Source organism: Rhodanobacter ginsenosidimutans (assembly GCF_042655685.1).
Classification (GTDB): domain Bacteria; phylum Pseudomonadota; class Gammaproteobacteria; order Xanthomonadales; family Rhodanobacteraceae; genus Rhodanobacter; species Rhodanobacter ginsenosidimutans.
In genome coordinates, this window is sequence record NZ_JBHSMM010000003.1 from 156320 (window position 1) to 178693 (window position 22374).

20 protein-coding genes, 1 tRNA gene and 1 riboswitch are annotated in these 22374 nt (G+C 66.4%); of the genes, 11 read left to right on the forward strand and 10 right to left on the reverse strand.

Translation table 11 applies throughout. The features are described from left to right. Nucleotides 1-116: 116 nt before the first annotated feature. The 4 genes from ACFPK0_RS13325 (at nt 117) to ACFPK0_RS13340 (ending at nt 4663) form a co-directional block, all read left to right on the forward strand. Complete coding sequence (locus ACFPK0_RS13325) at nt 117-1352, forward strand: efflux RND transporter periplasmic adaptor subunit (RefSeq protein ID WP_377341396.1); 1236 nt, start codon at nt 117-119, stop codon at nt 1350-1352. Between the two features lie 115 nt (nt 1353-1467). Beyond that, entirely contained in the window at nt 1468-2154 is a 687-nt protein-coding gene (locus ACFPK0_RS13330) for an ABC transporter ATP-binding protein (RefSeq protein ID WP_056607673.1), read from the forward strand. 10 nt (nt 2155-2164) lie between these two features. Then, the gene (locus ACFPK0_RS13335) at nt 2165-3328 is read left to right on the forward strand and encodes an ABC transporter permease (protein ID WP_377341399.1); all 1164 of its coding nucleotides are present in this window, start codon (nt 2165-2167) and stop codon (nt 3326-3328) included. Between the two features lie 12 nt (nt 3329-3340). Further along, nucleotides 3341-4663, forward strand: coding sequence for an ABC transporter permease (locus ACFPK0_RS13340; protein ID WP_056607670.1), 1323 nt, complete (start codon nt 3341-3343; stop codon nt 4661-4663). Nucleotides 4664-4806: 143 nt separating this feature from the next. Here ACFPK0_RS13340 and ACFPK0_RS13345 read toward each other — a convergent pair whose 3' ends face one another. From ACFPK0_RS13345 to ACFPK0_RS13355, 3 genes are all read right to left on the reverse strand, one after another. Further along, complete coding sequence (locus ACFPK0_RS13345; RefSeq protein ID WP_377341494.1) at nt 4807-6195, reverse strand: short-chain fatty acid transporter; 1389 nt, start codon at nt 6193-6195, stop codon at nt 4807-4809. A gap of 202 nt (nt 6196-6397) precedes the next feature. Beyond that, nucleotides 6398-7309 (reverse strand): drug/metabolite exporter YedA, encoded by a 912-nt coding sequence (gene yedA / locus ACFPK0_RS13350; protein ID WP_056085019.1) that lies wholly within the window; start codon nt 7307-7309, stop codon nt 6398-6400. A gap of 75 nt (nt 7310-7384) precedes the next feature. Further along, nucleotides 7385-7660, reverse strand: coding sequence for a hypothetical protein (locus tag ACFPK0_RS13355; protein ID WP_377341401.1), 276 nt, complete (start codon nt 7658-7660; stop codon nt 7385-7387). A gap of 78 nt (nt 7661-7738) precedes the next feature. On the opposite strand from ACFPK0_RS13355, the gene ACFPK0_RS13360 reads away from it, so the two are divergent. Then, a complete protein-coding gene (locus ACFPK0_RS13360) occupies nt 7739-8080 on the forward strand; it encodes a Rieske (2Fe-2S) protein (RefSeq protein ID WP_377341403.1) in 342 nt (113 codons plus the stop codon). Between the two features lie 42 nt (nt 8081-8122). Here ACFPK0_RS13360 and ACFPK0_RS13365 read toward each other — a convergent pair whose 3' ends face one another. Continuing rightward, nucleotides 8123-9964, reverse strand: coding sequence for an SLC13 family permease (locus tag ACFPK0_RS13365; protein ID WP_377341405.1), 1842 nt, complete (start codon nt 9962-9964; stop codon nt 8123-8125). 294 nt (nt 9965-10258) lie between these two features. On the opposite strand from ACFPK0_RS13365, the gene ACFPK0_RS13370 reads away from it, so the two are divergent. Next, nucleotides 10259-10606 carry an endonuclease domain-containing protein gene (locus ACFPK0_RS13370; protein WP_377341407.1) on the forward strand — a complete coding sequence of 116 codons (348 nt, stop codon included), beginning with the start codon at nt 10259-10261 and terminating at the stop codon, nt 10604-10606. 111 nt (nt 10607-10717) lie between these two features. On the opposite strand, the gene trmB is transcribed toward ACFPK0_RS13370, so the two are convergent. Beyond that, on the reverse strand, nt 10718-11419 hold the full coding sequence (gene trmB, locus ACFPK0_RS13375; RefSeq protein WP_377341409.1) for a tRNA (guanosine(46)-N7)-methyltransferase TrmB: 702 nt from the start codon (nt 11417-11419) through the stop codon (nt 10718-10720). Nucleotides 11420-11597: 178 nt separating this feature from the next. On the opposite strand from trmB, the gene ACFPK0_RS13380 reads away from it, so the two are divergent. The 5 genes from ACFPK0_RS13380 (at nt 11598) to ACFPK0_RS13400 (ending at nt 15303) form a co-directional block, all read left to right on the forward strand. Then, nucleotides 11598-11671, forward strand: a tRNA-Gly gene (locus tag ACFPK0_RS13380). A 35-nt stretch (nt 11672-11706) separates the two neighbouring features. Continuing rightward, nucleotides 11707-12165: an ATP-dependent zinc protease family protein gene (locus ACFPK0_RS13385; RefSeq protein WP_056085033.1), complete on the forward strand. Its 459-nt coding sequence runs from the start codon at nt 11707-11709 to the stop codon at nt 12163-12165. A gap of 7 nt (nt 12166-12172) precedes the next feature. Next, nucleotides 12173-13051 carry a 30S ribosomal protein S6--L-glutamate ligase gene (gene rimK / locus ACFPK0_RS13390; protein WP_056085036.1) on the forward strand — a complete coding sequence of 293 codons (879 nt, stop codon included), beginning with the start codon at nt 12173-12175 and terminating at the stop codon, nt 13049-13051. 295 nt (nt 13052-13346) lie between these two features. Continuing rightward, nucleotides 13347-14033 carry a response regulator transcription factor gene (locus ACFPK0_RS13395; protein ID WP_007081123.1) on the forward strand — a complete coding sequence of 229 codons (687 nt, stop codon included), beginning with the start codon at nt 13347-13349 and terminating at the stop codon, nt 14031-14033. Beyond that, nucleotides 14017-15303: a sensor histidine kinase gene (locus ACFPK0_RS13400; RefSeq protein ID WP_377341415.1), complete on the forward strand. Its 1287-nt coding sequence runs from the start codon at nt 14017-14019 to the stop codon at nt 15301-15303. The genes ACFPK0_RS13395 and ACFPK0_RS13400 overlap by 17 nt, the downstream gene beginning before the upstream one ends. 179 nt (nt 15304-15482) lie before the next feature. Here ACFPK0_RS13400 and ACFPK0_RS13405 read toward each other — a convergent pair whose 3' ends face one another. The 5 genes from ACFPK0_RS13405 to ACFPK0_RS13425 form a co-directional block, all read right to left on the reverse strand. Beyond that, nucleotides 15483-16403, reverse strand: a complete 921-nt coding sequence (locus ACFPK0_RS13405) for a branched-chain amino acid transaminase (RefSeq protein WP_056085043.1) — start codon at nt 16401-16403, stop codon at nt 15483-15485. A 71-nt stretch (nt 16404-16474) separates the two neighbouring features. Next, the gene (locus tag ACFPK0_RS13410; RefSeq protein WP_377341417.1) at nt 16475-17029 is read right to left on the reverse strand and encodes a DUF4124 domain-containing protein; all 555 of its coding nucleotides are present in this window, start codon (nt 17027-17029) and stop codon (nt 16475-16477) included. Between the two features lie 21 nt (nt 17030-17050). Then, nucleotides 17051-17875: a methylenetetrahydrofolate reductase [NAD(P)H] gene (gene metF / locus ACFPK0_RS13415; RefSeq protein WP_056608057.1), complete on the reverse strand. Its 825-nt coding sequence runs from the start codon at nt 17873-17875 to the stop codon at nt 17051-17053. 309 nt (nt 17876-18184) lie between these two features. Continuing rightward, the gene (gene ahcY / locus ACFPK0_RS13420) at nt 18185-19624 is read right to left on the reverse strand and encodes an adenosylhomocysteinase (protein ID WP_056085048.1); all 1440 of its coding nucleotides are present in this window, start codon (nt 19622-19624) and stop codon (nt 18185-18187) included. A 73-nt stretch (nt 19625-19697) separates the two neighbouring features. Then, nucleotides 19698-19807, reverse strand: a riboswitch (S-adenosyl-L-homocysteine riboswitch). 62 nt (nt 19808-19869) lie between these two features. Then, nucleotides 19870-22203, reverse strand: a complete 2334-nt coding sequence (locus ACFPK0_RS13425; protein ID WP_377341420.1) for a nitric-oxide reductase large subunit — start codon at nt 22201-22203, stop codon at nt 19870-19872. Nucleotides 22204-22374: the final 171 nt, after the last annotated feature.

The following is a 22374-nucleotide window of genomic DNA, read 5'->3' on the forward strand; positions in this document are numbered from 1 at the left end:
CGGAACCGGGTGACAGCTGTCATCGACGATGGCTGATGCCGCACCCTGACCACGCCGCGGTCGATCGATCAATCTTGCATGCATCGCACACCGGGCAAACCGGTCGGGGAGTAAGGGTGGACAACGCCGAGCTGTTGAAGGAACTGCGCATCGATCGCAACCAGCGCGAGGCGCACGACAGCGGCCCCGGCCGCTGGCCGTGGATCGCCGCCGGCGTGCTGGTGCTGCTCGCCTTGCTTGGCGGCGGCGCTTGGCTGTGGCTGGGCCAGCGGCCGCTGCCGGTGAAAACCGCCACCGCCGTGGCGCCCACCGCCGCGGGTGAGTCCGGCGCGGTGCTGCAGGCCACCGGCTACGTCACCGCGCGGCGCCAGGCCACCGTGTCGGCGCAGATCACCGGCACGCTCACCGCCGTGCTGATCGAAGAGGGCGACCGCGTCACCAAGGGCCAGGTGCTGGCGCGGCTGGACGACAGCGGCTACAAGGCCACGCTCGCCGCGGTGAAGGCGCAGGCCGATGCGGCGCATGCGCTGGTGACGCAGTACCAGTCGCAATTGAAGCAGTCCGAACACGACGCCAGGCGCCAGCAGCAACTGGTGGAGCGTGGGCTGGTGTCGCGGCAAAGTGCCGAGCAGGCGCAAACCCAGGTCGAGAGCCTGCGCGCCCAGCTCGCCGCGCAGCGCCAGCAGGCGCATGCCGCCGATGCCCAGGCAGCAGTGGCCAAGGTGAATTTCGACTACACCGTGGTGCGCGCGCCGTTCAGCGGCGTGGTCACCACCAAGGACGCGCAGGTCGGCGAGATCATCTCGCCGCTGTCCGCCGGCGGCGGCTTCACCCGCACCGGCGTGGGCACCATCGTGGACATGGATTCGCTGGAAATCGACGTCGACGTCAACGAGGCCTACATCGGTCGGGTCAAGCCGGGCATGCCGGCCGAAGCGGTGCTGGACGCGTACCCGGACTGGAAAATCCCCGCCCACGTGGTCGCCATCGTGCCCACCGCCGACCGCGGCAAGGCCACCATCAAGGTGCGTGTGGCGCTGGAGCAGAAGGACGCGCGGGTGGTGCCGGACATGGGCGCGCGGGTGTCGTTCCTGGAAGAAAAGGCGAAGGCGGGCGCCGCCGCGCCGCAAGGCGTGCTGGTGCCGGCCACGGCGATCGTGCAGCGCGACGGCCACAGCGTGGTGTTCGTGCTCGACGGTGAGCAGGTGCATCAGCGCACGGTGACGCCGGCCGAGCGGACCTATGGCGACCTGCGCTTGTTGCCCGCCGCGGTGAGTGCGGGCGAAAGCGTGGTGGTGTCGCCGCCGCCGGCATTGAAGGATGGTTCGGACGTCCAGATAGCGAAACCGTAAATTTCCAGATCCCTGTGGGAGCGGCTTCAGCCGCGATGCTTCCCGGGGATTCAAGAAGCAGAGCATCGCGACTGAAGTCGCTCCCACAAAAGACCGCACATCGTCGGAGAACGCCATGGCCACGCTGATCGAGATCCAGAACCTCGCCAAGAGCTACACCCGCGGCAAGCAGAAGGTCGAAGTGTTGCACCACGTCAACCTGGACATCGCCGAAGGAGATTTCCTGGCGCTGATGGGCCCGTCCGGCTCGGGCAAGACCACCTTGCTCAACCTGATCGGCGGCCTGGACACGCCCAGCGCCGGCAGCATCAGCGTGGGTGGCCAGCGCATCGACCAGCTCGGCGGCGGCGCGCTGGCGAAATGGCGTGCGTCGAATGTCGGTTTCATCTTCCAGTTCTACAACCTGATGCCGATGCTGTCGGCGCAGCGCAATGTGGAACTGCCGCTGCTGCTGACCAAGCTGTCGGCGGCGCAGCGCAAGAAGAACGCATCCATCGCGCTGCAACTGGTGGGCCTGGCCGATCGCGCCAGCCACAAGCCCAGCGAACTGTCGGGCGGCCAGCAGCAACGTGTGGCGATCGCCCGCGCGATCGTCTCCGACCCCGCGCTGCTGGTCTGCGACGAGCCTACCGGCGACCTGGATCGCCAATCCGCCGAGGATGTGCTGGGCCTGCTGCAGCAGCTCAATCGCGATCACGGCAAGACCATCGTGATGGTCACCCACGATCCCAAGGCGGCGGAATACGCCAGCCATACGCTGCATTTGGACAAGGGCACGCTCGTCGAATCGGCCACGGCGTGAGGAGGCGGTCATGAAATACCTGCACCTGATCTGGGCGGCGCTGTTCCGGCGCAAGACCCGCACTGTGCTGACCCTGGTGTCGATCGTCGCCGCATTCCTGCTGTTCGGCATGCTCGACGCGGTACGCACCGCGTTCGACTCCGGCAGCCAGGGCATCGTCGGCGTGGATCGGCTGGTCACCTCGTCGCGCTACTCGATCATCCAGCCCCTGCCCGAATCGCTGGGCACGCGCATCGCCGCGATTCCGGGCGTGCGCGACGTGGGCCACGCGAACTGGTTCGGCGGCATCTACCAGGACCCGAAGAACTTCGTTTTCAGCTATGCGGTGAGCCCGAACTACCTCGACCTGTATCCGGAGATCCACCTGTCGGCCGAGCAGCGCAAAGCCTTCGACGGCAACCGCACCGGTGCGGTGATCGGCGACAAGCTGGCGCAGAAGTACGGCTGGAAGGTAGGCGACAAGATCCCGCTGCAGTCGACCATCTTCCCGCTGAAAAACGGCTCGAAGACCTGGACCTTCGACATCGAGGGCATCTACACGGTAGACAAGGACGCGGCCAACGGCATGGACCAGTTGTTCATGCTGCACTGGAAATATTTCGACGAGGCCAATGCGTTCGGCAACGGCACGGTCGGCTGGTACGTCGACCGGCTCACCGACCCGGCGCTGGGCGACCGGGTGGCGCATGCGATCGACGCGCTGTCGGCCAACTCCGACCATGAAACCAAGACCCAGACCGAGCAGGCCTTCAGTGCCTCGTTCGCCAAGCAGCTGGGCGACATCGGCCTGATCGTGGGCTCGATCATGGGCGCGGTGTTCTTCACCCTGATCCTGCTGACCGCCAACACCATGGCGCAGGCGGTGCGCGAGCGCACGTCGGAGCTGGCGGTGCTGAAGACGATCGGCTTCTCCAGCCGCAGCGTGCTGGCGCTGGTGCTGGCCGAATCGGTGCTGCTGTTGCTGATCGGTGGCGTGATCGGGCTGGGCCTGGCCGCGGTGCTGGCGCCGGCCATCGGCAAGGGCAGCGGCGGCATGATCAACCTGCCGCCGGTGGGTGCCGGCAGCTGGGCGATGGGCGTGGGCTTGATGGTGCTGATCGGGCTGGTGGTGGGCGCGTTGCCGGCGTGGCGGGCAATGCGGTTGAACATCGTCGATGCACTGGCCGGTCGCTGAGGAGAATCGGATATGCGCACATTCAAGTCCTTCCTGCGCGGCCTCGGCCTGGTCGCCATCGTGATCGCGGGCCTGCTGATCTGGTCGCGCCTGCCGTGGACCGCCGTGCTGGCGCTGGTGGCGGTGCTGGCGCTGTGGCTGGTGCTGACCCGGCGCGGTCGGCAAACCCTCTCGATCACCAGCGTGGGCATCAGCACCTTGCGCCAGCGCATCGGCGCCTCGCTGGTGGTGGTGGTCGGCATCGCCGGCGTGGTCGGCGTGCTGGTGGCGATGCTGGCAATGGGCGAGGGTTTCCAGAGCACCTTGCAGCAGACCGGCTCGGACGACACCGCGATCGTGCTGCGCGGCGGCTCCAATGCCGAGCTGAACTCGGTGCTCGACCGCGACAGCGTCAACGTCATCATCCAGGCGCCGGGTGTGGCGCGCAGCGCCGACGGCAAACCGGTGGCATCGGCGGAACAGTCGGTGGTTGCCAACCTGCCCAAGCGCAACGACGCCAGCATCGAGGCGAACGTGCCGATCCGCGGCGTGGGCGATGAGGCGTGGATCCTGCGGCCCAACGTGAAGATCGTGCAGGGACGCCGCTTCAAGCCCGGCCTGCGCGAGCTGGTGGTGGGCCAGGGCGCGATGCGCCAGTTCGCGGGGCTGGACGTGGGCAGCCGGCTGCGCCTGGCTGGGCAGGAATGGTCCATCGTGGGCGAGTTCGCGTCGGGCGATTCGCACGACTCGGAGCTGTGGGGCGACGCGCAGACGGTGGCCTCGGCTTACCGCCGCGGCAGCAGCGCGCAGTCGGTGACCGTGCGGCTGACCTCGCCGCAGGCGTTCGACACGTTCAAGGCCGCGCTGTCCAGCGACCCGCGCCTGAAGGTCGACGTCAGCACCACCCGCGAGTACTTCAGCAAGCAGTCCGAGAGCCTCACCAAGGTGATCCGCATCGTCGGCATCACGGTGGGCGTGATCATGGCGATCGGCGCGATCTTCGGCGCACTCAACACCATGTTCGCGGCGATCGCCTCACGTGCCCGCGAGATCGCCACGCTGCGCGCGATCGGTTTCCGCGGCCTGCCGGTGGTGGTCTCGGTGCTGATGGAAACCATGCTGCTGGCGCTGCTCGGCGGCGTGCTGGGCGGGCTGATCAGCTGGCTGATCTTCAACGGCTATACCGCCTCCACGCTGGGTGCGAACTTCAGCCAGGTGGTGTTTCAGTTCAAGGTGTCGCCGGAACTGCTGTGGCTTGGCATCAAGTGGGCGATGGCGATCGGTTTCGTCGGCGGCCTGTTCCCCGCCGTGCGCGCCGCCAGGCTGCCGGTGACCACGGCGCTGCGCGAGCTGTAGCCATGTAGGAGCGCACCCTGTGCGCGATGCCTTTATTCGGGATTCGGGATTCGCAAAAGCAAAAGCAAAAGCATCGCGCACAGGGTGCGCTCCTACGGGCAGCGCGCTGATTGGCGGCTCTTCCAAATCCCGAATCCCGGCTTTCAAGGCATCACTGGCGGCACATACTCCAGCGTCAGGCCCAGCAGCCACAGCATGCCCAGCACCAGCGGCACGTGCACCACCAGCTGCACGAAGGTGTAGCCGACCACGTCGCGCGCCTTCAATCCGAGCACGCCCAGCAGCGGCAGCATCCAGAACGGGTTGATCAGGTTGGGCAGCGCCTCGGCCGCGTTGTACACCTGCACCGCCCAGCCCAGATGCACGTGCAGGTCGTTTGCCGCCTGCATCACGTACGGCGCCTCGACCAGCCACTTGCCGCCACCGGAAGGCACGAAGAAACCCAGGATTGCCGAGTACGCGCCCATCACCGCGGGGAAGCTTTCCTGGCCGGCGATGTGCACGAACAGGTTCGACAACCGGTGTGCCAGCGTCGCGCCGTCGGCGCCCGGCACGTGGGTGAGCAGGGCGGCGATGCCGCCGTACAGCGGAAACTGGATCAGCACGCCCGCGGTGCTGGGCACGGCACGATGGACCGCGTCGAGGAAGCTGCGCGGACGCCAGTGCAGCAGGATGCCCAGGGTGAGGAACAGGAAGTTGTAGGTGTTGAGGTTGGCGATCGCGGTCACCGCCGGCTTGCTGGCGAATTCGTGGCCAAGCCAGCCCAGCCCCAGCAGGCCGATCGCCAGCGACAGCAGCGGGCTGTATTCCAGCCATTCGCCCGGTCGCGTGCGCGGCGGCAGTGCGGGCGTGGAGCTTTCGCCGATGTCGAAATCCTTCGAGGTGCGCGCATTCGCATCCGACGGCGCGGTGAACCAGCACACCAGCAGCGACACCACGATCAGCACCGCCGTCAGCACGATCGACTGCCACAGGAAAATCGTCTGGCTGAAAGGCAGTACGCCGGTGATCGCCAGCAGGCCCGGTGGCATGCTGGCCGGGTTCGCCTGCAACTGCGCCGCCGACGACGAAAGCCCCATCGCCCAGATCGCGCCCAGGCCCAGGTACGCCGCCGCGCCGGCGGCGCGGTAGTCCATATGCAGATCGGTGCGCCGTGCCAGCGCACGCACCAGCAGGCCGCCGAACACCAGCGAAAAGCCCCAGCTCAGCAGCGACGCCAGCATGCTCACCAGCGCGATGTAGACGATCGCGCCGCGGCCGCTGCGTGGCGCCCGCGCCAGCACGTCGATGAAGCGTGCCACCACTGGCGCGGTGGCCAGCACGTAACCGCCGATCACCACGAACGCCATCTGCATGGTGAACGGGATCAAGCTCCAGAAACCGCTGCCGAACGCGTTGACGGTGGCCGTCGGCGTGGCGCCGAAGGCAAACGCGGCCAGCGCCACCACGACCACGCCCAATGCGGCAAACACCCACGCATCGGGAAACCAGCGTTCCGCCCATGCGGCGCTGCGCAGGGCTGCGCGCGCCATCCAGCCGTCTTGCGATGCGTTCATGCTGCTCTCCCCGCTCCAATGAAATCAGTGCCAACGTCGCCAAAGGCGGCGTTTCGTTTGCCCCTTCCCCTGCAAAGCAGGGGGAGGTTGGGAGGGGGTAGCTTTTGACCTTGGCGGAGATCAAGAGCGCCCCCTCCCCGACCCTCCCCTGCGAGCAGGGGAGGGAGCAAATGCGAGGCTAACGCTTCTGCTTGGCCAGCGTTATCGCCACCACGCCGACCAGGATGATCGCCATGCCGGCCAGGTCATACGGCCCCACGTGTTCGCCGGCCAGCAGCACGCCAAACAGCACCGCCACCGGCGGGTTCACGTAGGCGTAGCTGGTGGCCAAGGCAGGGCGCGCGTGCTTCAGCACGTACAAGTAAGCGCTGAACGCGATGATCGAACCGAACACCGCCAGATACGCCAGGGCCAATGTTGCGTGCAGGGTGGGATGCGCGGGCAGGTGTTCGCCACTGGCATAGCCGACCAGCAGCAGCGCGACGCTGGCGCAGAGCATCTGCGCGGCGGTGTTCATCGGGCCCGGCGGCATGTCGCGACCACGGCTCCAGACCGAGCCGAAGGCCCAGCACGCGGCCGCCACCAGCAACGCCACCGCGCCCACCGGCGAGCCCGACAGGCTGCTGCCCAGGTTGAGCACGATCACACCCGCGAAGCCGATTGCCAGGCCGATGGTTTCGCGCCGGTTGGGCCACTGCCCGTACATGCCGGAAAACAGCGCCGCGAACAACGGCATGCTGGCCACCGAAACGGCGGCGATGCCCGAGCTCACCCGCTCTTCGGCAAAACACACCAGCCCGTTGCCCATCCCCAACAGCAACAAGCCGGTGAACGCCGCGTTGCGCCATTGCGGGAATGTCGGTGCGGCCATGCCGCGCAGCCGCAGGAAACCGTACATGACCACGCCGGCGCACAGGAAACGCACGCCGGCCAGCAGAAACGGCGGGTAGCTTTCCAGCGCGAAGTGGATGCCCAGATAGGTCGACCCCCAGATCACGAACAGCGCGAACAGCGCCAGCGGAATCAGAACGCGGGGATCGGCCAGGGAGCGCGGCGATTCAGCCGCGGCGCAGGTCGAAAGGTCGGACATGGTGGGGTGGGATTATCCGGAGACGGCGCTGGATTATCCGCTTCTCGCCACCGTTTTGCGCGCTTGCGGGCGGGCTCAGTGAGTCACCGGCCGGCGGTGGTGCAGCACCACGAATTCACCTTCCAGCACTTCCGGTTGGCGCTCGCGCGTCGCTGCCCCGGGCGGCGTCAGCTTGCGGCCGTTGGTCCAGTAACGCCACGCCAGCAACACCACACCACCCACCATCAGCACCCCTGCCACCACCAGCCCGAACACCAGCAGCAAGCCGACCAGCGCCATACCCAACAGCAGCGACAGGGCACGGGCCAGCGGGTGGCGGGAGCGACGCATGGAGGGGAGTGAGAAGTGCATGTGTTAAAAATCCGTGTGGTAAAATCAATGACTTGCGGGCGTAACCATGGGGCCCACCGGCCTCCGAGGCAAGTGCCGATGGACACAATCACCACCATTTTGCCGCTGTGCCGGTTGACGGATATTCCCGACGGCGGGGCGACGGCGGTCGACGCCTTGCTGGCCGACGGCGCGCAGAGCCTGATCCTGCTGCGCGATGGCGGGCAGGTGCGCGGCTATCGCAATGTTTGCCCCCATGCCGGCCGTCGCCTCGACTACGCGCCGGGCAAATTCCTGCTCAAGGATGACACCCTGATCTGCGCCGTGCATGGCGCCAGCTTTCAACGACAGGCCGGCGTGTGCGTGGCCGGCCCCTGCCGCGGCGACAGCCTGCGCGCGGTGGCGTTGCGGGTCGAGGGCGACGAGGTGTGGTTGGCCTGAGACGTTCAGGCTGGACGGGGGCGTTGAAAAAATCCCAAGCTCTCAGCGGAAGACCAGGTTGATCGCCACGATGGTCACCGTCAGCACCAGCGCCGTCAACGGCAAGCCCACGCGCAGGAAGTCCTTGCTGCGGTAGCCGCCCGGGCCCGTCACCATCATCAGCGCCGGGTGGCCCGAGCTCAGCAGGAAGGTGTTGGACGAGGACACCGCCACGATCAACGCATACGCCGACGGGTTGCCGCCGGTGGCCACCGCCACGCTGATGGCGATCGGCACCATCATCACGGTGGCGCCCACGTTCGACATCACCTGCGAAAACAGCAGCGTCAACACGCCCAGCACGATCTGCAGGACGTACGGCGAGGCGCCGCCCAGGTAATGCAGCACCTGCTGCGCCAGCCACGCGGCAGTGCCGGTGGAATCCATCGACCAGCCCAGCGGGATCAGGCAGGCGGTGACGAAGATCGTCTTCCAGTTGATCGCCTTGTACGCCTCGTCCATGTTCAGCACGCCCGACAACAGCATCGCGATGGCGCCGGTCATCATCGCCACGGAGAGGTCGAGGTTGGTGAACAGGGCCAGGCACTTGGCCATCACGAAAAAGCCGACCGCCTGCCAAATCTTGCCGGGCCGCTGCTCATCCTTGGGGATGTCGGTGACCACGACCAGGTCCTTGTCCTCGGCCGCCAGCGACAGGTCGCGCCAGTTGCTGTGCAGCACCACGGTGTCACCCGCGCGCAGGGTGACCGCGCGCACGTCGTCGCGAAACACCTGGTCGCCGCGGTTCACCGCCAGCACCGAAATACCGAAGCGCTTGCGCAAGCGCAGGTCGCCGATGGTCTGCTTGATGAAGCGCGACACCGGCGGGATCACCACTTCGGAAATACCCGCACGGGTCGGGTTGAACAACTCACCCAACTGGCGCATGCGCGGCGACAGCCGGCACAACTGGTTGTTGGCGAACTGGCTGAGCTGCTCGCGCGGGCCCAGCACGCCCAGCACCGAGCCCACCCAGATCACGTGATCGGCCGGCGGCGCCATGCGCGCCTCGTTGCCGCTCTTGATCGCCAGGATCAGCGGCGCCTCGTGCAGCTGCTCCGCCTCGCCGATGCTCATGCCCACCAGCGGGCTTTCCGCGGTGACAGTGAGCTCGGCCGTCTCGCCGCCGATGCCGTAGGTCTCGGCAAAATAGCTTTCGGTGCGGCCGGGCGTCACCTTGAGCCGCTCGTCCTCGTGCCCGGGCAGCAACTTGCGGCCGAAGAAATAGAAGTAGCCCACGCCCAGGAACGCCAGCGCCAGGCCGATCGGGGTCACGCTGAACAGGCCGAATTTCGGGATGGTGTGCGCGCCCGGCGGCAGGTTGGCGTTGGCGCTGGCGATCAGGTCGTTCAGCACGATCAGCGGTGAGTTCGCGATCAGCGTGGTGTTGGTGGCGGTGAGGATGCAGAACGCCATCGGCAGCAACAGCCGCGACAACGGCACGCCGGTGCGCGCCGACAACCGGCTGCTGACCGGGATCATGATCGCCGCCAGCGCCTGGCTGGGGATCACCGCGCTGAACAGGCTGGCGACCAGGTTGATCACCACGCCGAGGCGCGACTCCGCGCCGCGCGCCATGCGCATCACGAAATTCGCAGTGAGGTTGAGCACGCCGGCGCGGTCCAGCCCCTCGCCCATGATCATGATCGCGATGATCGCGATCACCGCGTTGCCGGCGAAACCGTTGAACACGCGATCGGCGGGAATCAGCCCGGTCAGCCCGATCACCACCACCACCAGCAGCGCCACCATGTCGGCGCGGACCCACTCCAGCACCAGCATGATCATGGTGAAGCCCACCAGACCCAGCACCAGGATCATGTCGGGGGTGAGCGACAGACCCATCAGCGTGCGTCCCGCGTTGGCGTTGCGCGCAAGTGGCTAGGCGATGGCAGTGGAAGCTTCACGCTGCGACGATTCGTCCCTGGTGGATCGCCTGAGTATAAGCGGCGCGGGATGATTGCTGGTGAATCAAGAGCCAAGAGCGACCCCACCCCAACCCTCCCCTGCTAGCAGGGGAGGGAGCAATGCCACGATGCGAGGGGAAGGGAGTACGGCGCTTTGCTCCTCCCCCTGCTTGCAGGGGGAGGCTGGGAGGGGGTTACGCTTTTCCGTACTCCAACCCAGCGAAGGATCGCCATGCAGCGCCAATGGATACGCGCGCGCCAACTCCGCAATGAAAGCACCGACGCCGAGCGCCGCCTTTGGTACTTCCTGCGCCGCCAGCAATTGGGCGGCCACAAATTCCGCCGGCAGTATCCATTGGCCGGCTACATCGTGGACTTCATCTGCGTACCGACAAGGCTGGTGGTCGAGCTGGATGGTGGTCAGCATCTCGATGCCCTGGCGTACGATCAGCGGCGCACCGAGATCTTGCAGCGCGAGGGCTACCGCGTGCTGCGCTTCTGGAATGACGACGTGCTTTTGCGCACGGACGATGTGGTGGCGGAGATTTTCCGCGTGCTGGAGGAAAAGCCAAAAGCTTGACCCCCTCCCAGCCTCCCCCCGCAAGCAGAGGGAGGAGAAAAGCCCGGCGCTCGATGCTCTGCTCCCTCCCCTGCGTGCAGGGGAGGGCTGGGGAGGGGTAAAGCTCTTGCCTTAGACCTTCCGATACAACAAATCCCACACCCCGTGCCCCAGCTTCAACCCGCGCCGCTCGAAGTGCGTCTCGATGCGCCAGGCGGGCTTTTCGGCAAACTGGCCAGGGCCAATGTCGTTGCGCCAGTCCGGCGCCGACTCCATCACCGCCAGCATGTGCTCGGCATAGGCCTGCCAATCGGTGGCCAGGTGCAGCAGGCCGCCCGGCGCCATGCGCGACGCCAGCAGGGCGACGAACTCGGGCTGGATCAGCCGCCGCTTGTTGTGCCGCGCCTTGTGCCAAGGGTCGGGAAACCAGATGCGCACCTCGGCCAGCGTGCCGGGGGCGATCTCGTGTTCCAGCACCTCCACCGCGTCGTGCTTGTACAGGCGCACGTTGGTGGCGTCGCGCTGGGCCAGCGCGTTCATCAGCCGGCCCACGCCGGGGCCGTGCACTTCCACGCCGATGAAATCGCGCGCGGCGTCATGCTCGCTGGCCCACGCCAGCGCCTCGCCGTTGCCGAAGCCGATTTCCATCACCAGCGGTGCCGCGCGCCCGAAGCTGGCCGAAAAATCGTTCGGCGCACCGCGATAGTCGACGCCAAAGCGCGACCACAGCGTGTCGAACGCGCGCTGTTGCGCGGGCGTCATGCGTCCCTCGCGCAGCACGAAGCTGCGGATGCGGCGCATGTAATGGGCGTTGTCGTGAGGCGTGTCGGTCATGCGGGTCGTCGGGTGCGGCGTGGAGAGGGTTTCAGCCGATGGCGCGACGTGGCGCGCCATCGCGTCGGAAACCCCGGATGAGGGCCGGCCATTGTAGCGACTGCCGCCGTTTGCCGAGCCGGCGATGGCGCCGGCAGTTCCAACCGCGCGAATCCCGGGTTACCATCGCTCGACCAACGCGGGTGTAGCTCAATGGTAGAGCTGTAGCTTCCCAAGCTACTGACGAGGGTTCGATTCCCTTCACCCGCTCCATCCCCGTGGTCCTTCGTCGACGTCTTCGAACCTGCATGATCACCGCGGATCTCTTGGTGCTGGGGTGGCGCGAGCGGGTTTGCCTGCCGCAGCTGGGCATCGGCCTGCTCAAGGCCAAGCTCGATACCGGCGCGCGCAGCAGCGCGTTGCACGTGGATACGCTGGAAACCTTCGATCGCGACGGCACGACGTGGCTGCGTTTCGGCATGCATGTGGGGCGCCGGCAACCGCACGAAGTCCTTTGCGAGGCACCGGCGCTGGACCGGCGCGTGGTGACAGATACCGGCGGGCGGCGCACTGAGCGCTGGTTCATCCGCAGCGCAGTACAACTGGCCGGCCAGCAATTCAGTATCGACATCAACCTCGTGGATCGCCGCCACATGCTGTTTCCCATGCTGCTCGGCCGCAGCGCCCTGGTGGGGCGTTTTGTGGTCGATCCGGCCCGTTCCTATACCCAGCCGCGGCCGGTGGCGGCCGCGGACTTTCCGCGATGAGCCCCTAATGAAGATTGCGATCCTGTCGCGCAATACCCGTCTGTATTCCACCAAACGGCTGGTCGAGGCGGCGCGCGAGCGCGGTCACGTCGTCCGCGTGCTCGACCCGTTGCGCTGCTACGTACGCATCGCGCCGGGGGCGGTGGCGATCCGCTACCAGGGCAAGCCGGTACGGGATATCGATTGCGTGATCCCGCGCATCGGTACCTCCAGCACGTTCTACGGCACCGCGGTGCTGCGCCAGTTGGAGATGATGGGCGTGTACACGCCCAATCCGTCCGACGCGGTGTTGCGCGCGCGCGACAAGCTGCGTTGCCTGCAGATGCTGGCGGCGCAGGGCATCGACATGCCGGTGACGGTGTTCGGCGACAACCCCGACGACACCGCCGACGTGCTGGCGATGCTGGGCGAGCCGCCGCACGTGATCAAGCTCAACGAGGGCAGCCAGGGCACCGGCGTGGTGCTGGCGGAAAAGCGCAGCGCCTCGCAAAGCGTGATCGAGGCCTTCCGCGGCCTGTACGCCAACTTCCTGGTGCAGGAGTTCGTGGCCGAGGCGAACGGCAGCGACCTGCGCTGTTTCGTGGTGGGCAAGAAGGTGGTGGCGGCGATGCAGCGCGTGGCCAGCCCCGGCGAGTTCCGCGCCAACCTGCACCGCGGTGGCAGTGCGGTGGCGGCCACCCTCAGTGCCGACGAGAAGCGCATCGCGGTGCGCGCCGCCTGCACGCTGGGGCTGGGCATCGCGGGGGTCGACCTGTTGCGCTCCAATCGCGGCCCGCTGCTGCTGGAGGTCAACGCCTCGCCGGGGCTGGAAGGCATCGAAGCGGCCACCGGCGTGAATGTTTCCGGCCACATCATCCAGCACTTGGAGCAGCACGCGGGCAAGTGATTTCCCGCTCGGTGACGCGAAAACACGCCGGATTAACCGGGTTGTAACTTTCGAACCTCTATAACGATCCCACTGTTTTTGTCTGGCACCTCAACCGCGAGGCGGTGGCGACAGACGACGGTATCGGGGCAGTAGCTTGGGCCCAGGTGCGGCGACGGCGAGTCGTTTCACTTGGGCCTTTTTCTTGCCTGGAGCCTTGACTTCAGCCGGGAGTGCAAGCGCCCTTCATCCAAGCTTTGTTAAGCTTGCAACCCTCAGTCCGGCCCCTGTCGCCGGCTGCGTAGCGGAGTGACGCATGCGCGTTCTGGTGATTGAAGACAACACGGATATCGCCACCAATATCGGCGATTACCTGGAAGACCGCGGCCACGTGGTGGATTTCGCCGGCGACGGCGTCACCGGGCTGCATCTGGCGGTGGTGCACGACTTCGACGTGATCGTGCTGGACCTCACCCTGCCCGGCATGGACGGGCTGGACGTGGCGCGCAAGCTACGCCACGAGGCGCACAAGCAGACGCCGATCCTGATGCTCACCGCGCGCGATGCGCTGGAGCAGAAGCTGACCGGTTTCGAATCCGGCGCCGACGACTACATGACCAAGCCGTTCGCGCTGCAGGAACTGTCGGCGCGGCTGGAAGTGCTGGCCCGCCGCGGCAAGGGCCCGCAAAGCCGCGTGCTGAAAGTGGCCGACCTCACCTTCAACCTCGACACGCTGACGGTGAACCGCGAGGGCAAGTCGATCCAGCTGAACCCCATCGGCCTGAAGCTTTTGCAGGCGCTGATGGAGGCCAGCCCCTCGGTGGTCACGCGGCAGGATCTGGAGCAGAAAGTGTGGGGCGAGGAGTTGCCGGACAGCGACAGCCTGCGCGTGCATATCCACGGCCTGCGCGCAGCGATCGACAAGCCGTTCGAGAAGCCGCTGATCCACACCCGTCACGGCATTGGCTATCGCATGGTCGAGCCGGATGCGATCCAGGCGTAAGCTTCGCTTTCGATTGATCGTCTCCTTCGCGCTGTTCGGCTTCGGCCTCAGCGCGTTGTTTGCCGTGGCTGCGCTGTACGTGCGGGCCAAGGTCGAGGATCAGTTGGTGGTCTCCTCGTTGCAGCGGGATGCGGACAGCTACGTCCAACAGATGCACGAGTCACCCGGACAGCCCTTCTATTCCAAGTTGATGACGGGTTGGGGCTGGAGCGACCGTACGCTCTACAAAGCGCCCTTGTCGTGGCAGGCCTTGCCCAGCGGCGTGCACGATATTTACGAAACCGATCAGGATGGTGAAACGCGGCATTACAAGCTCGCGGTCAGCCGGAAGTACGGTTTGATCGCATTCGTCAAATACGACGTCAGTCGCGACGACCTTGGCAAGCAGCAACTGCTGATCAGCGTGATCGGCGCCGTATTCCTGTTCGGCCTGCTGTCGCTGGTGCTGGGGCTCTGGCTTTCGCGCAAGGTGCTCAAGCCGGTGACCGAACTGGCCAATCGTTTGCGCGACTTCCGCAAGGTGGGCAAGGCCGAGCCGCTGGCGCCGTATTTTGCCGACGACGAGGTGGGCGAACTGGCGCATGCGCTGGATGAATATTCGGCGCGGCTTACCGCGATGGTGGAGCGCGATCGCGAGTTCAACTCCGACGTCAGCCACGAGCTGCGTACGCCGCTGGCGGTGATAGCCAGCACCACCGAATTGCTGCAGGGTTCGCCCGACCTCACCGAAAAGCTCAGCGAGCGGCTGAAGCGGATCGAGCGCGCCTCGCGCCAGGCCACCGAGCTGATCGAGGCGCTGCTGCTGCTGTCGCGCGCCGAGCGGCGCGGCCCCACCCGCGGTGAAACCACCGAGGTGGGCAAGGTGGCGGCCGACGTCATCGAAAGCCAGCGCCCGCAAGTACGCGGCAAACCGCTGATGATCGAGCTGGTGGTGCAAGACGAGGCAGTCAGCGTCAACGCGCCAGCGTCCGTGCTGTCGGTGGCGCTGACCAACCTGATCGGCAACGCCATCAAGTACACCCTGGAAGGCACCGTGCGGGTCGAAGTGGGTGATGGCCGCATCGAGGTGATCGACACCGGCCCTGGCATCAAGCCCGAAGACGCCGAGCGTCTGTTCCAGCGCGGCGTGCGCGGGGAAGGTGCCGGCGGCAGCGGCGCCGGCCTGGGCCTGGCAATCGTGCGCCGGCTGTGCGAACTCTACGGCTGGGATGTTTCGATGCGCCCGCGCGACGACGGCAACGGCGCGGTGGCCTGCATCAAGTTCAGCTGATCCCGGAAAACACTACAGCTTCATGCCCGGTTCCTCCCCTGCAACGCAGGGGAGGTCAGGAGGGGTTCGCTTCTGATCTTTTGTTGGGATATCCCTTCGTCGCACGAAGGCGAGCGGGGGAAGATCAAGAGCGACCCCTCCCCAGCCCTCCCCTGCGCGCAGGGGAGGGAGCAAAGCGGCTACACCTGCTCCAGCCAGCCCCACTTGTCGTGGGTGCGGCCGTCGAACAGGCCGAAGAACAATTCCTGCAGGCGCAAGGTGATGCGGCCGGCCTTGCCGGCGCCGATCTGTTTGCCGTCGACGGAGCGGATCGGGGTGATCTCGGCCGCGGTGCCGCACATCAGGATCTCGTCGGCGAGATAGAGGTATTCGCGCGGCAGGTCGCGTTCGATCACTTCGATGCCGTCCTCGCGGGCCAGCGTCACCAGCGTGTGGCGGGTGATGCCGGCCAGCAGCGAGGCGCTGGCCGGCGGCGTGTGCAGCACGCCGTCGAACACCAGGAACAGGTTCTCGCCCGCGCCTTCGCTGAGCAAACCGGTGGACGCCAGCGCGATGCCTTCGCCGAAACCGAGCCGGCGCGCCTCGCGCGCGATCAGCTGCCCGGAAAGATAATTGCCGCCGGCCTTGGCGCCGGCTGGGATGGTGTTGGGCGCGAAGCGCTGCCAGCTCGACACGCAGGCATCGATGCCGTTCTCCAGCGCTTCGGCGCCCAGGTATGGGCCCATCGGCCAGGCGGCCACGGCCACGTCGATCGGTGTTTCGGCGGACAGGCCGAAACCACCCAGCCCGCGATAGGCCACCGGGCGCAGGTAGGCGGCGTCGAGGCCGTTCTTGCTGATGACATCGCGGCAGGCCGCCGCCAGTTCGTCGGCGCTGTACGGGATCGTCATGTCATAGACGCGGGCCGACTGGTACAGCCGGTTCAGATGGTCGGTGAGCCGGAAGATCGCCGCGCCGTCGGGCGTCGCGTAACTGCGGATGCCCTCGAAAACCGAGGAGCCGTAATGCAGCGCGTGCGACATCACGTGGGCGGTCGCGTCCTGCCAGCGCTTGATGCTGCCGTTCTGCCAGATCCAGTCGGGGTATTGCTGCTGCGCCATGGTCGTTTCTCCGTGGGGAACAACCATCATAACGCCGCCTGCTCAAGGCCGGCGTAATGGCCCGGCCGCCATCAATCCGCGTTGCGCAGCCACAGGCAACCGGCGCGATGCACCAGGTCGAAATGCCATTGGCGCGCGCCGGTACCCGTGCGGTCGGTGACGTCCAGCACCAGCATCGGCGTGGAAGGCGTGGTCGATACCGCGGTGGGGTAGGGCGTCGCCGCACTGCGCGCCGGCGTCGGGGCACCGGGGAAATCGATGCCCAACAGCGGTTGCCGTACCAGGCCGGCCAGCATCTCGATATCGGCAATGGCGGCGCCCTTGCCGTAGCCGTTCCATAGCATCAGCCCGGCCAGCCGGTTGGCGTCCTGTTGCGCGAACGCCTCGATCACGCCCTGGCGCAAGTCGTCGCGGGTGGCGGCGCACAACATCATGGGTGCGGATGACGGTGCGCCTTCCGGGGTGGGTGATGCGCGCACCGGCGAGGCCTGCATGCTGGCGCAGGGCTGGTCGGTGAATACGGGATTTCCGCTGCTGCCGATGCAGTGGTGGATGGCCGTCTGCGCCCCGGCCGGCAGCGCGATCAGGGGCAGGGCGAACAACAACAGGCGGCATGGCAAGCGCATGCCGCCAGCATAGCGTTGCGATCACGCCAGTTGCTTCAGCACCGCCTCGGTGGCCTTGGCCCGGTTCAGCGTGTAGAAGTGCAGCCCCGGCGCGCCGCCGTCGAGCAGGCGCCGGCACAGCGTCGTCACCACTTCGGTGCCCAGTTTGCGCACGGCGTCGGCGTCGTCGCCGTGGGCGCGCATGCGCTGGGTGATCCAGCGCGGGATTTCCGCGCCGCACATGTCGGAAAACCGCTGCAGCTGGCTGTAGTTGGTGATCGGCATGATGCCCGGCACGATCGGCACGTTCACGCCCAACCGCTGCACGTCGTCGACGAAACGGAAATAGGCATCGGCGTTGAAGAAATACTGGGTGATCGCGCCATCGGCGCCGGCATCGACCTTGGCCTTGAAATGCTGCAGGTCGCGCAAAGCGTTGTCGGCCTGCGGGTGGGTTTCCGGATAGGCCGCCACTTCGATATGGAAATGGTCGCCGCTGTGCTCGCGGATGAAACGCACCAGCTCGGCGGCGTAACGGAAGTCGCCCGGCGTGGCCATGCCCGAGGGCAGGTCGCCGCGCAGCGCCACGATGCGGCGATAGCCGGCGGCGCGGTAGTCGTCCAGCAAGGCGGCCAGCTCGGCCCGGTTGCCGCCCACGCACGACAGGTGCGGCGCGGCGGGCAGGCCGTGCTGTTCATGCAGGTGCCGCGCGGTTTCGGCGGTGTAGCTCAGGGTGGAGCCGCCGGCGCCGAAAGTCACCGACACGTAGTCGGGCTGGTACGCCTTCAGCGCCGCGACGGTGCGGTCCAATTGCGCCCGCTGCTCATCGGTCTTGGGCGGAAAAAACTCGAAACTGACGGCCGGCATCATGGGGCTCCCTGTCGTGGTGCGGGCAAGTATATCTTTGTTTCGCGATGAAGCGATGGATGGTTGGGTGGGATTCGGGATTCGGGATTCGTTTGAAGCGAAACGTGCGCTTGGCGGTGCCCTTCGACTTCGCTGCGCTACGCTCAGGGTGAACGGACTTTTGCGCGTCGACCTTCTCCCCTCACCGTTCACCCTGAGCGTAGGCCCGCAGGGCCGAAGTCGAAGGGCCGCCGCTGGCACAAAAAAACGGGGCGCATCGCTGCGCCCCGTTTACGTTTCCCGAATCCCGAATCCCGAATCCCGGCTACATCAGTACCGGTAATGATCCGGCTTGTACGGGCCTTCCACCGGCACGCCCAGGTACTTGGCCTGTTCGTTGCTGAGCGTGGTCAGCTTCACGCCGATCTTTTCCAGGTGCAGGCGGGCGACTTCCTCGTCCAGCTTCTTGGGCAGGATGTAGACCTTGTTCTCGTAGCTGTCCTTGTGTTCCCACAGGTCGATCTGGGCCAGGGTCTGGTTGGCGAACGAGTTGGACATCACGAAGCTGGGGTGGCCGGTGGCGCAGCCCAGGTTGACCAGGCGGCCTTCGGCCAGCAGGAACAGCGCGTGGCCGTCGGCGAACACGTACTTGTCCACCTGCGGCTTGATGTTGATCTTCTCCACACCGGCCAGCGCGTTCAGCGCATCGACCTGGATCTCGTTGTCGAAGTGGCCGATGTTGCAGACGATGGCCTGATCCTTCATGGCCTTCAGGTGATCGATCGTCAGCACGTCCTTGTTGCCGGTGGTGGTGACGTAGATGTCGCCACGGCCCAGGGTCGATTCGACGGTGTTGACCTCGAAGCCTTCCATCGCCGCCTGCAGCGCGTTGATCGGGTCGATCTCGGTCACCACGACGCGCGAGCCGTACGCACGCAGCGAATGGGCGCAGCCCTTGCCGACGTCGCCGTAGCCGCAGACCACGGCCACCTTGCCGGCCAGCATCACGTCCATCGCGCGCTTCAGGCCATCGGCCAGCGATTCGCGGCAGCCGTACAGGTTGTCGAACTTGCTCTTGGTCACCGAGTCGTTGACGTTGATCGCCGGGATCAGCAGCGACTTCGCCTCGGCCAACTGGTACAGGCGGTGCACGCCGGTGGTGGTCTCCTCGGAGACGCCCTTCCAGTCCTTGACCACGGTGTGCCAGTAACCCGGGCGCTCGCTGTGCACGCGCTTGAGCAGGTTCTTGATGACCTGTTCCTCGTGCGAGGAAGCCTTTTCATCGACCCACTTGGAGCCGTTCTCCAGTTCGTAGCCCTTGTGGATCAGCAGTGTCACGTCGCCGCCGTCGTCGACCACCAGCTGGGGCCCAAGGAAACCACCCTTGCCGTCGGGGAAGGAGAGCGCTTCCAGCGTGCAGTCCCAATACTCTTCCAGCGTCTCGCCCTTCCAGGCGAACACCGGCGTGCCGGTGGCGGCAATCGCGGCGGCCGCGTGGTCCTGGGTCGAGAAGATGTTGCACGAAGCCCAACGCACGTCGGCGCCAATGTCCTTCAGCGTCTCGATCAGCACCGCGGTCTGGATGGTCATGTGCAGCGAGCCGGTCACGCGCACGCCCTTCAGCGGCTGCGCGGTGGCGTGCTTCTTGCGAATCGACATCAGGCCCGGCATCTCGTGCTCGGCGATGTCCAGTTCCTTGCGGCCCCAGTCGGCCAGCGACAGGTCGCGGATCTTGTAGTCCTGGGTGTTTTCTTTGAGTGCGGCGTTCATCGGTATCTCCGGTCAGGGCGAGGCTCTTGTGGGACCGGCCACGGAGCGGCGGTCTGTCGAAGGGCTCGCATGAAACAACCGGGCGCCGTTGTGGAACGTGCCGCGCCGAGCCTGGCCGTTTTCCGTGAGACGCGGAGGCATCCGCATTCGCGCTCACAAACGGTCGCAGCGCCCCTCGGCGGGCAAGCGAAGTCCCCATTGTAACCGGAAGCCCCGCCGGCATGAATCCGTCGGGGTGGGCGTGCCTACTTGGCGCTATCCAGCGCATTGCCCCCGTCGGCGCGCATGAGCAGCCAGCCTTTCACCGCGGCGATGAACAGCGGCACCGAGCCGAACAGGATGAACACCATGTCCCCGGGCATGCGCATCCATTCCAGCGTCTTGGCCACCGTGCCGCCGGTGAACGCCGGTGCACGGGCATGCCAGTAGCCGTTCTCGATCACGTCCCACATCTGCCAGACGCCGCCGGGGAACAGGCTCAGCAGCATCATCAGCACCAGGCCGCCGTTGGTGCCGAAGAAGGCCACCTTGATGTACTTCTCCACCGCCGGCCAGCGCTTGTCGTCGATGGTCTGGCGCAGCACGAACACCATCAGTGCGATCGCCAGCATGCCGAACACGCCCATCAACGCGGCATGGCCATGGTTGGGCGTGAGGATGGTGCCGGTTTCGTAGTAGCTGACGATCGGCAGGTTGATCAGGAAGCCGAACACGCCGGCGCCCACGAAGTTCCAGAAGCCCACCGCCATCAGGAAGTAGAACGTCCACTTGTGCGGGATGTTGATGGCCTTGCCGCATTCGTCGCATTCGCCACGGGTGGTGCGCACGAACGCCCAGGCGTCCAGCGTCAGCAAGGTCAGCGGCACCACTTCCAGCACCGAGAACAGGCCGGCCAACGCCATGTTGATATGCGTCTGCCCGCTGAAGTACCAGTGGTGCCCGGTGCCGACCAGGCCACCCAGGAAATACAGGATCGCGTCCAGGTAGATCACCCGCAGCGCGGTGTTCCGGCGGGCCAGGCCCAGCTGGTAGAAGGTCAGCGCCACCACCGTGGTGGCGAACAGCTCGAAGAAGCCTTCCAGCCACAGGTGGATGATCCAGAAGCGCCAGGTGTCGACCACGGTGAAGTTGTCGTGCGAGCCGATGAACAGCGCCGGCACGTAGAACACCGGCACTGCCAGCGCGGCAATCAGGAACATCACTGCCAGTGGCCGCGCCTGCGCCGTCACCACGCGCGGGCGCACCAGCGTCCACAGCATCGCGAACCATGCGAACAGGCCGATCACCAACAGCACCTGCCACAGCCGCCCCAGTTCCAGGTACTCCCAGCCCTGGTTGCCCAGCCAATACCACCAGTCGCCAAGCAACTGCGATATGCCCGCCCATTCGCCCAGCAGGCTGCCCACGATCACCACCGCGAACGCGCCGAACAGCAGGTGCACCCACATGGCGAACGAGCGCGGTTCATCGCGTCGCAGGGTGCGCCCCAGGAACAGCGCGGCCGCCACGTAGGCGGTGGCGATCCACAGGATCGCGGTCTGCAGATGCCAGGTGCGCAGCAGGTTGCTGGGGAAGATGTTGTCCAGCGGGAAGCCGTAGAAATCGCCCGGCTCCGCGCGCGAGTGGGCGATGGCGCCGCCCACCAGCGTCTGCATCAGGAACAAGGCGGCGACCACCACATAGAACTTCACCAGCGCGCGCTGGCCCGGGCTGGCGGCACCGGGCAGGACCTGCGGGTGCACGTGGTGGCCATGGCTGATCCAGCCCAGGTTCTCGAAGCGCCCGAAAATGAGCAGCACCGTGGCGATGCCCGCCAGCAGGATCACCAGGCTCAGCGCGCTCCACAGCACCGCGCCGCCGGTGGGCACGTTGCCCACGCTGGGGTCATACGGAAAATTGTTGGTGTAGGAGAAGTTCTTGCCCGGCCGGTTGGCCACCGACGCCCACGCTGCCCAGGTCACGAACGCGCTGAACTGGCGGATCTCGGTCGGGTCGGTGATCAGGTTCGGTTTCAGGCCGCCATTCCCGGCGGACAGCTTGAAGTAGTCCGCCCAATGGGGAATCTGCTTGCGGTACGCATCCGCTTCCGCCGCGGTCAGCTGCAAGGTGTCGGTGCCGGCGTCGTAGCGGTTGGTCTTCAGGATCACCGCCGTCTCGGCCTGCAGCGCGGCCCGCGAGCCCGCGTCGAGCTGGTCGGCGGGCTTGCCGAAACGCTGAAGCGCCAGCGCCTCGGAAACGTCGACGCCGATCATGTGCAGCGCCAGCGCCGAGTAGTCCGGCCCCAGATACGCGCCATGACCCCAGATGCTGCCGTTGTCCATCAAGCCGTAGCGCAGCATCACCGCCTGGCCGTCGCTGACATCCGCACCGGTGAACAGCGTGGTGCCCTGCGCGTCGACCACCTTGCCGGGGATCGGCGGCGCGTGGCGATAGGCCAGCGTGGTGATCATGATCAGCAGCGCAAAGCCCCCGACCATCACGATCACCAGGGTGCGCACCCACCACGGAGAGACCGGGCCGTCATCGCCCAGCAGTGGTTCCGACACGGTGTGCGCGGCGGCGTCGATGGGCATATTCATGGTGGGTCCCCTGGCTGCTGCAAGAAGAATACGGCGAGCGGACGAACATGACCGCCCATGCGGCGGCAGGTGCCGCAGATCGGCGGATGACATGGTTCGATCCCGGTACAACGGATAACGCGCCGGGCGTGAACATCATGTGCCCGGCGCCGTCAGGGAGGCAAGCGTGAG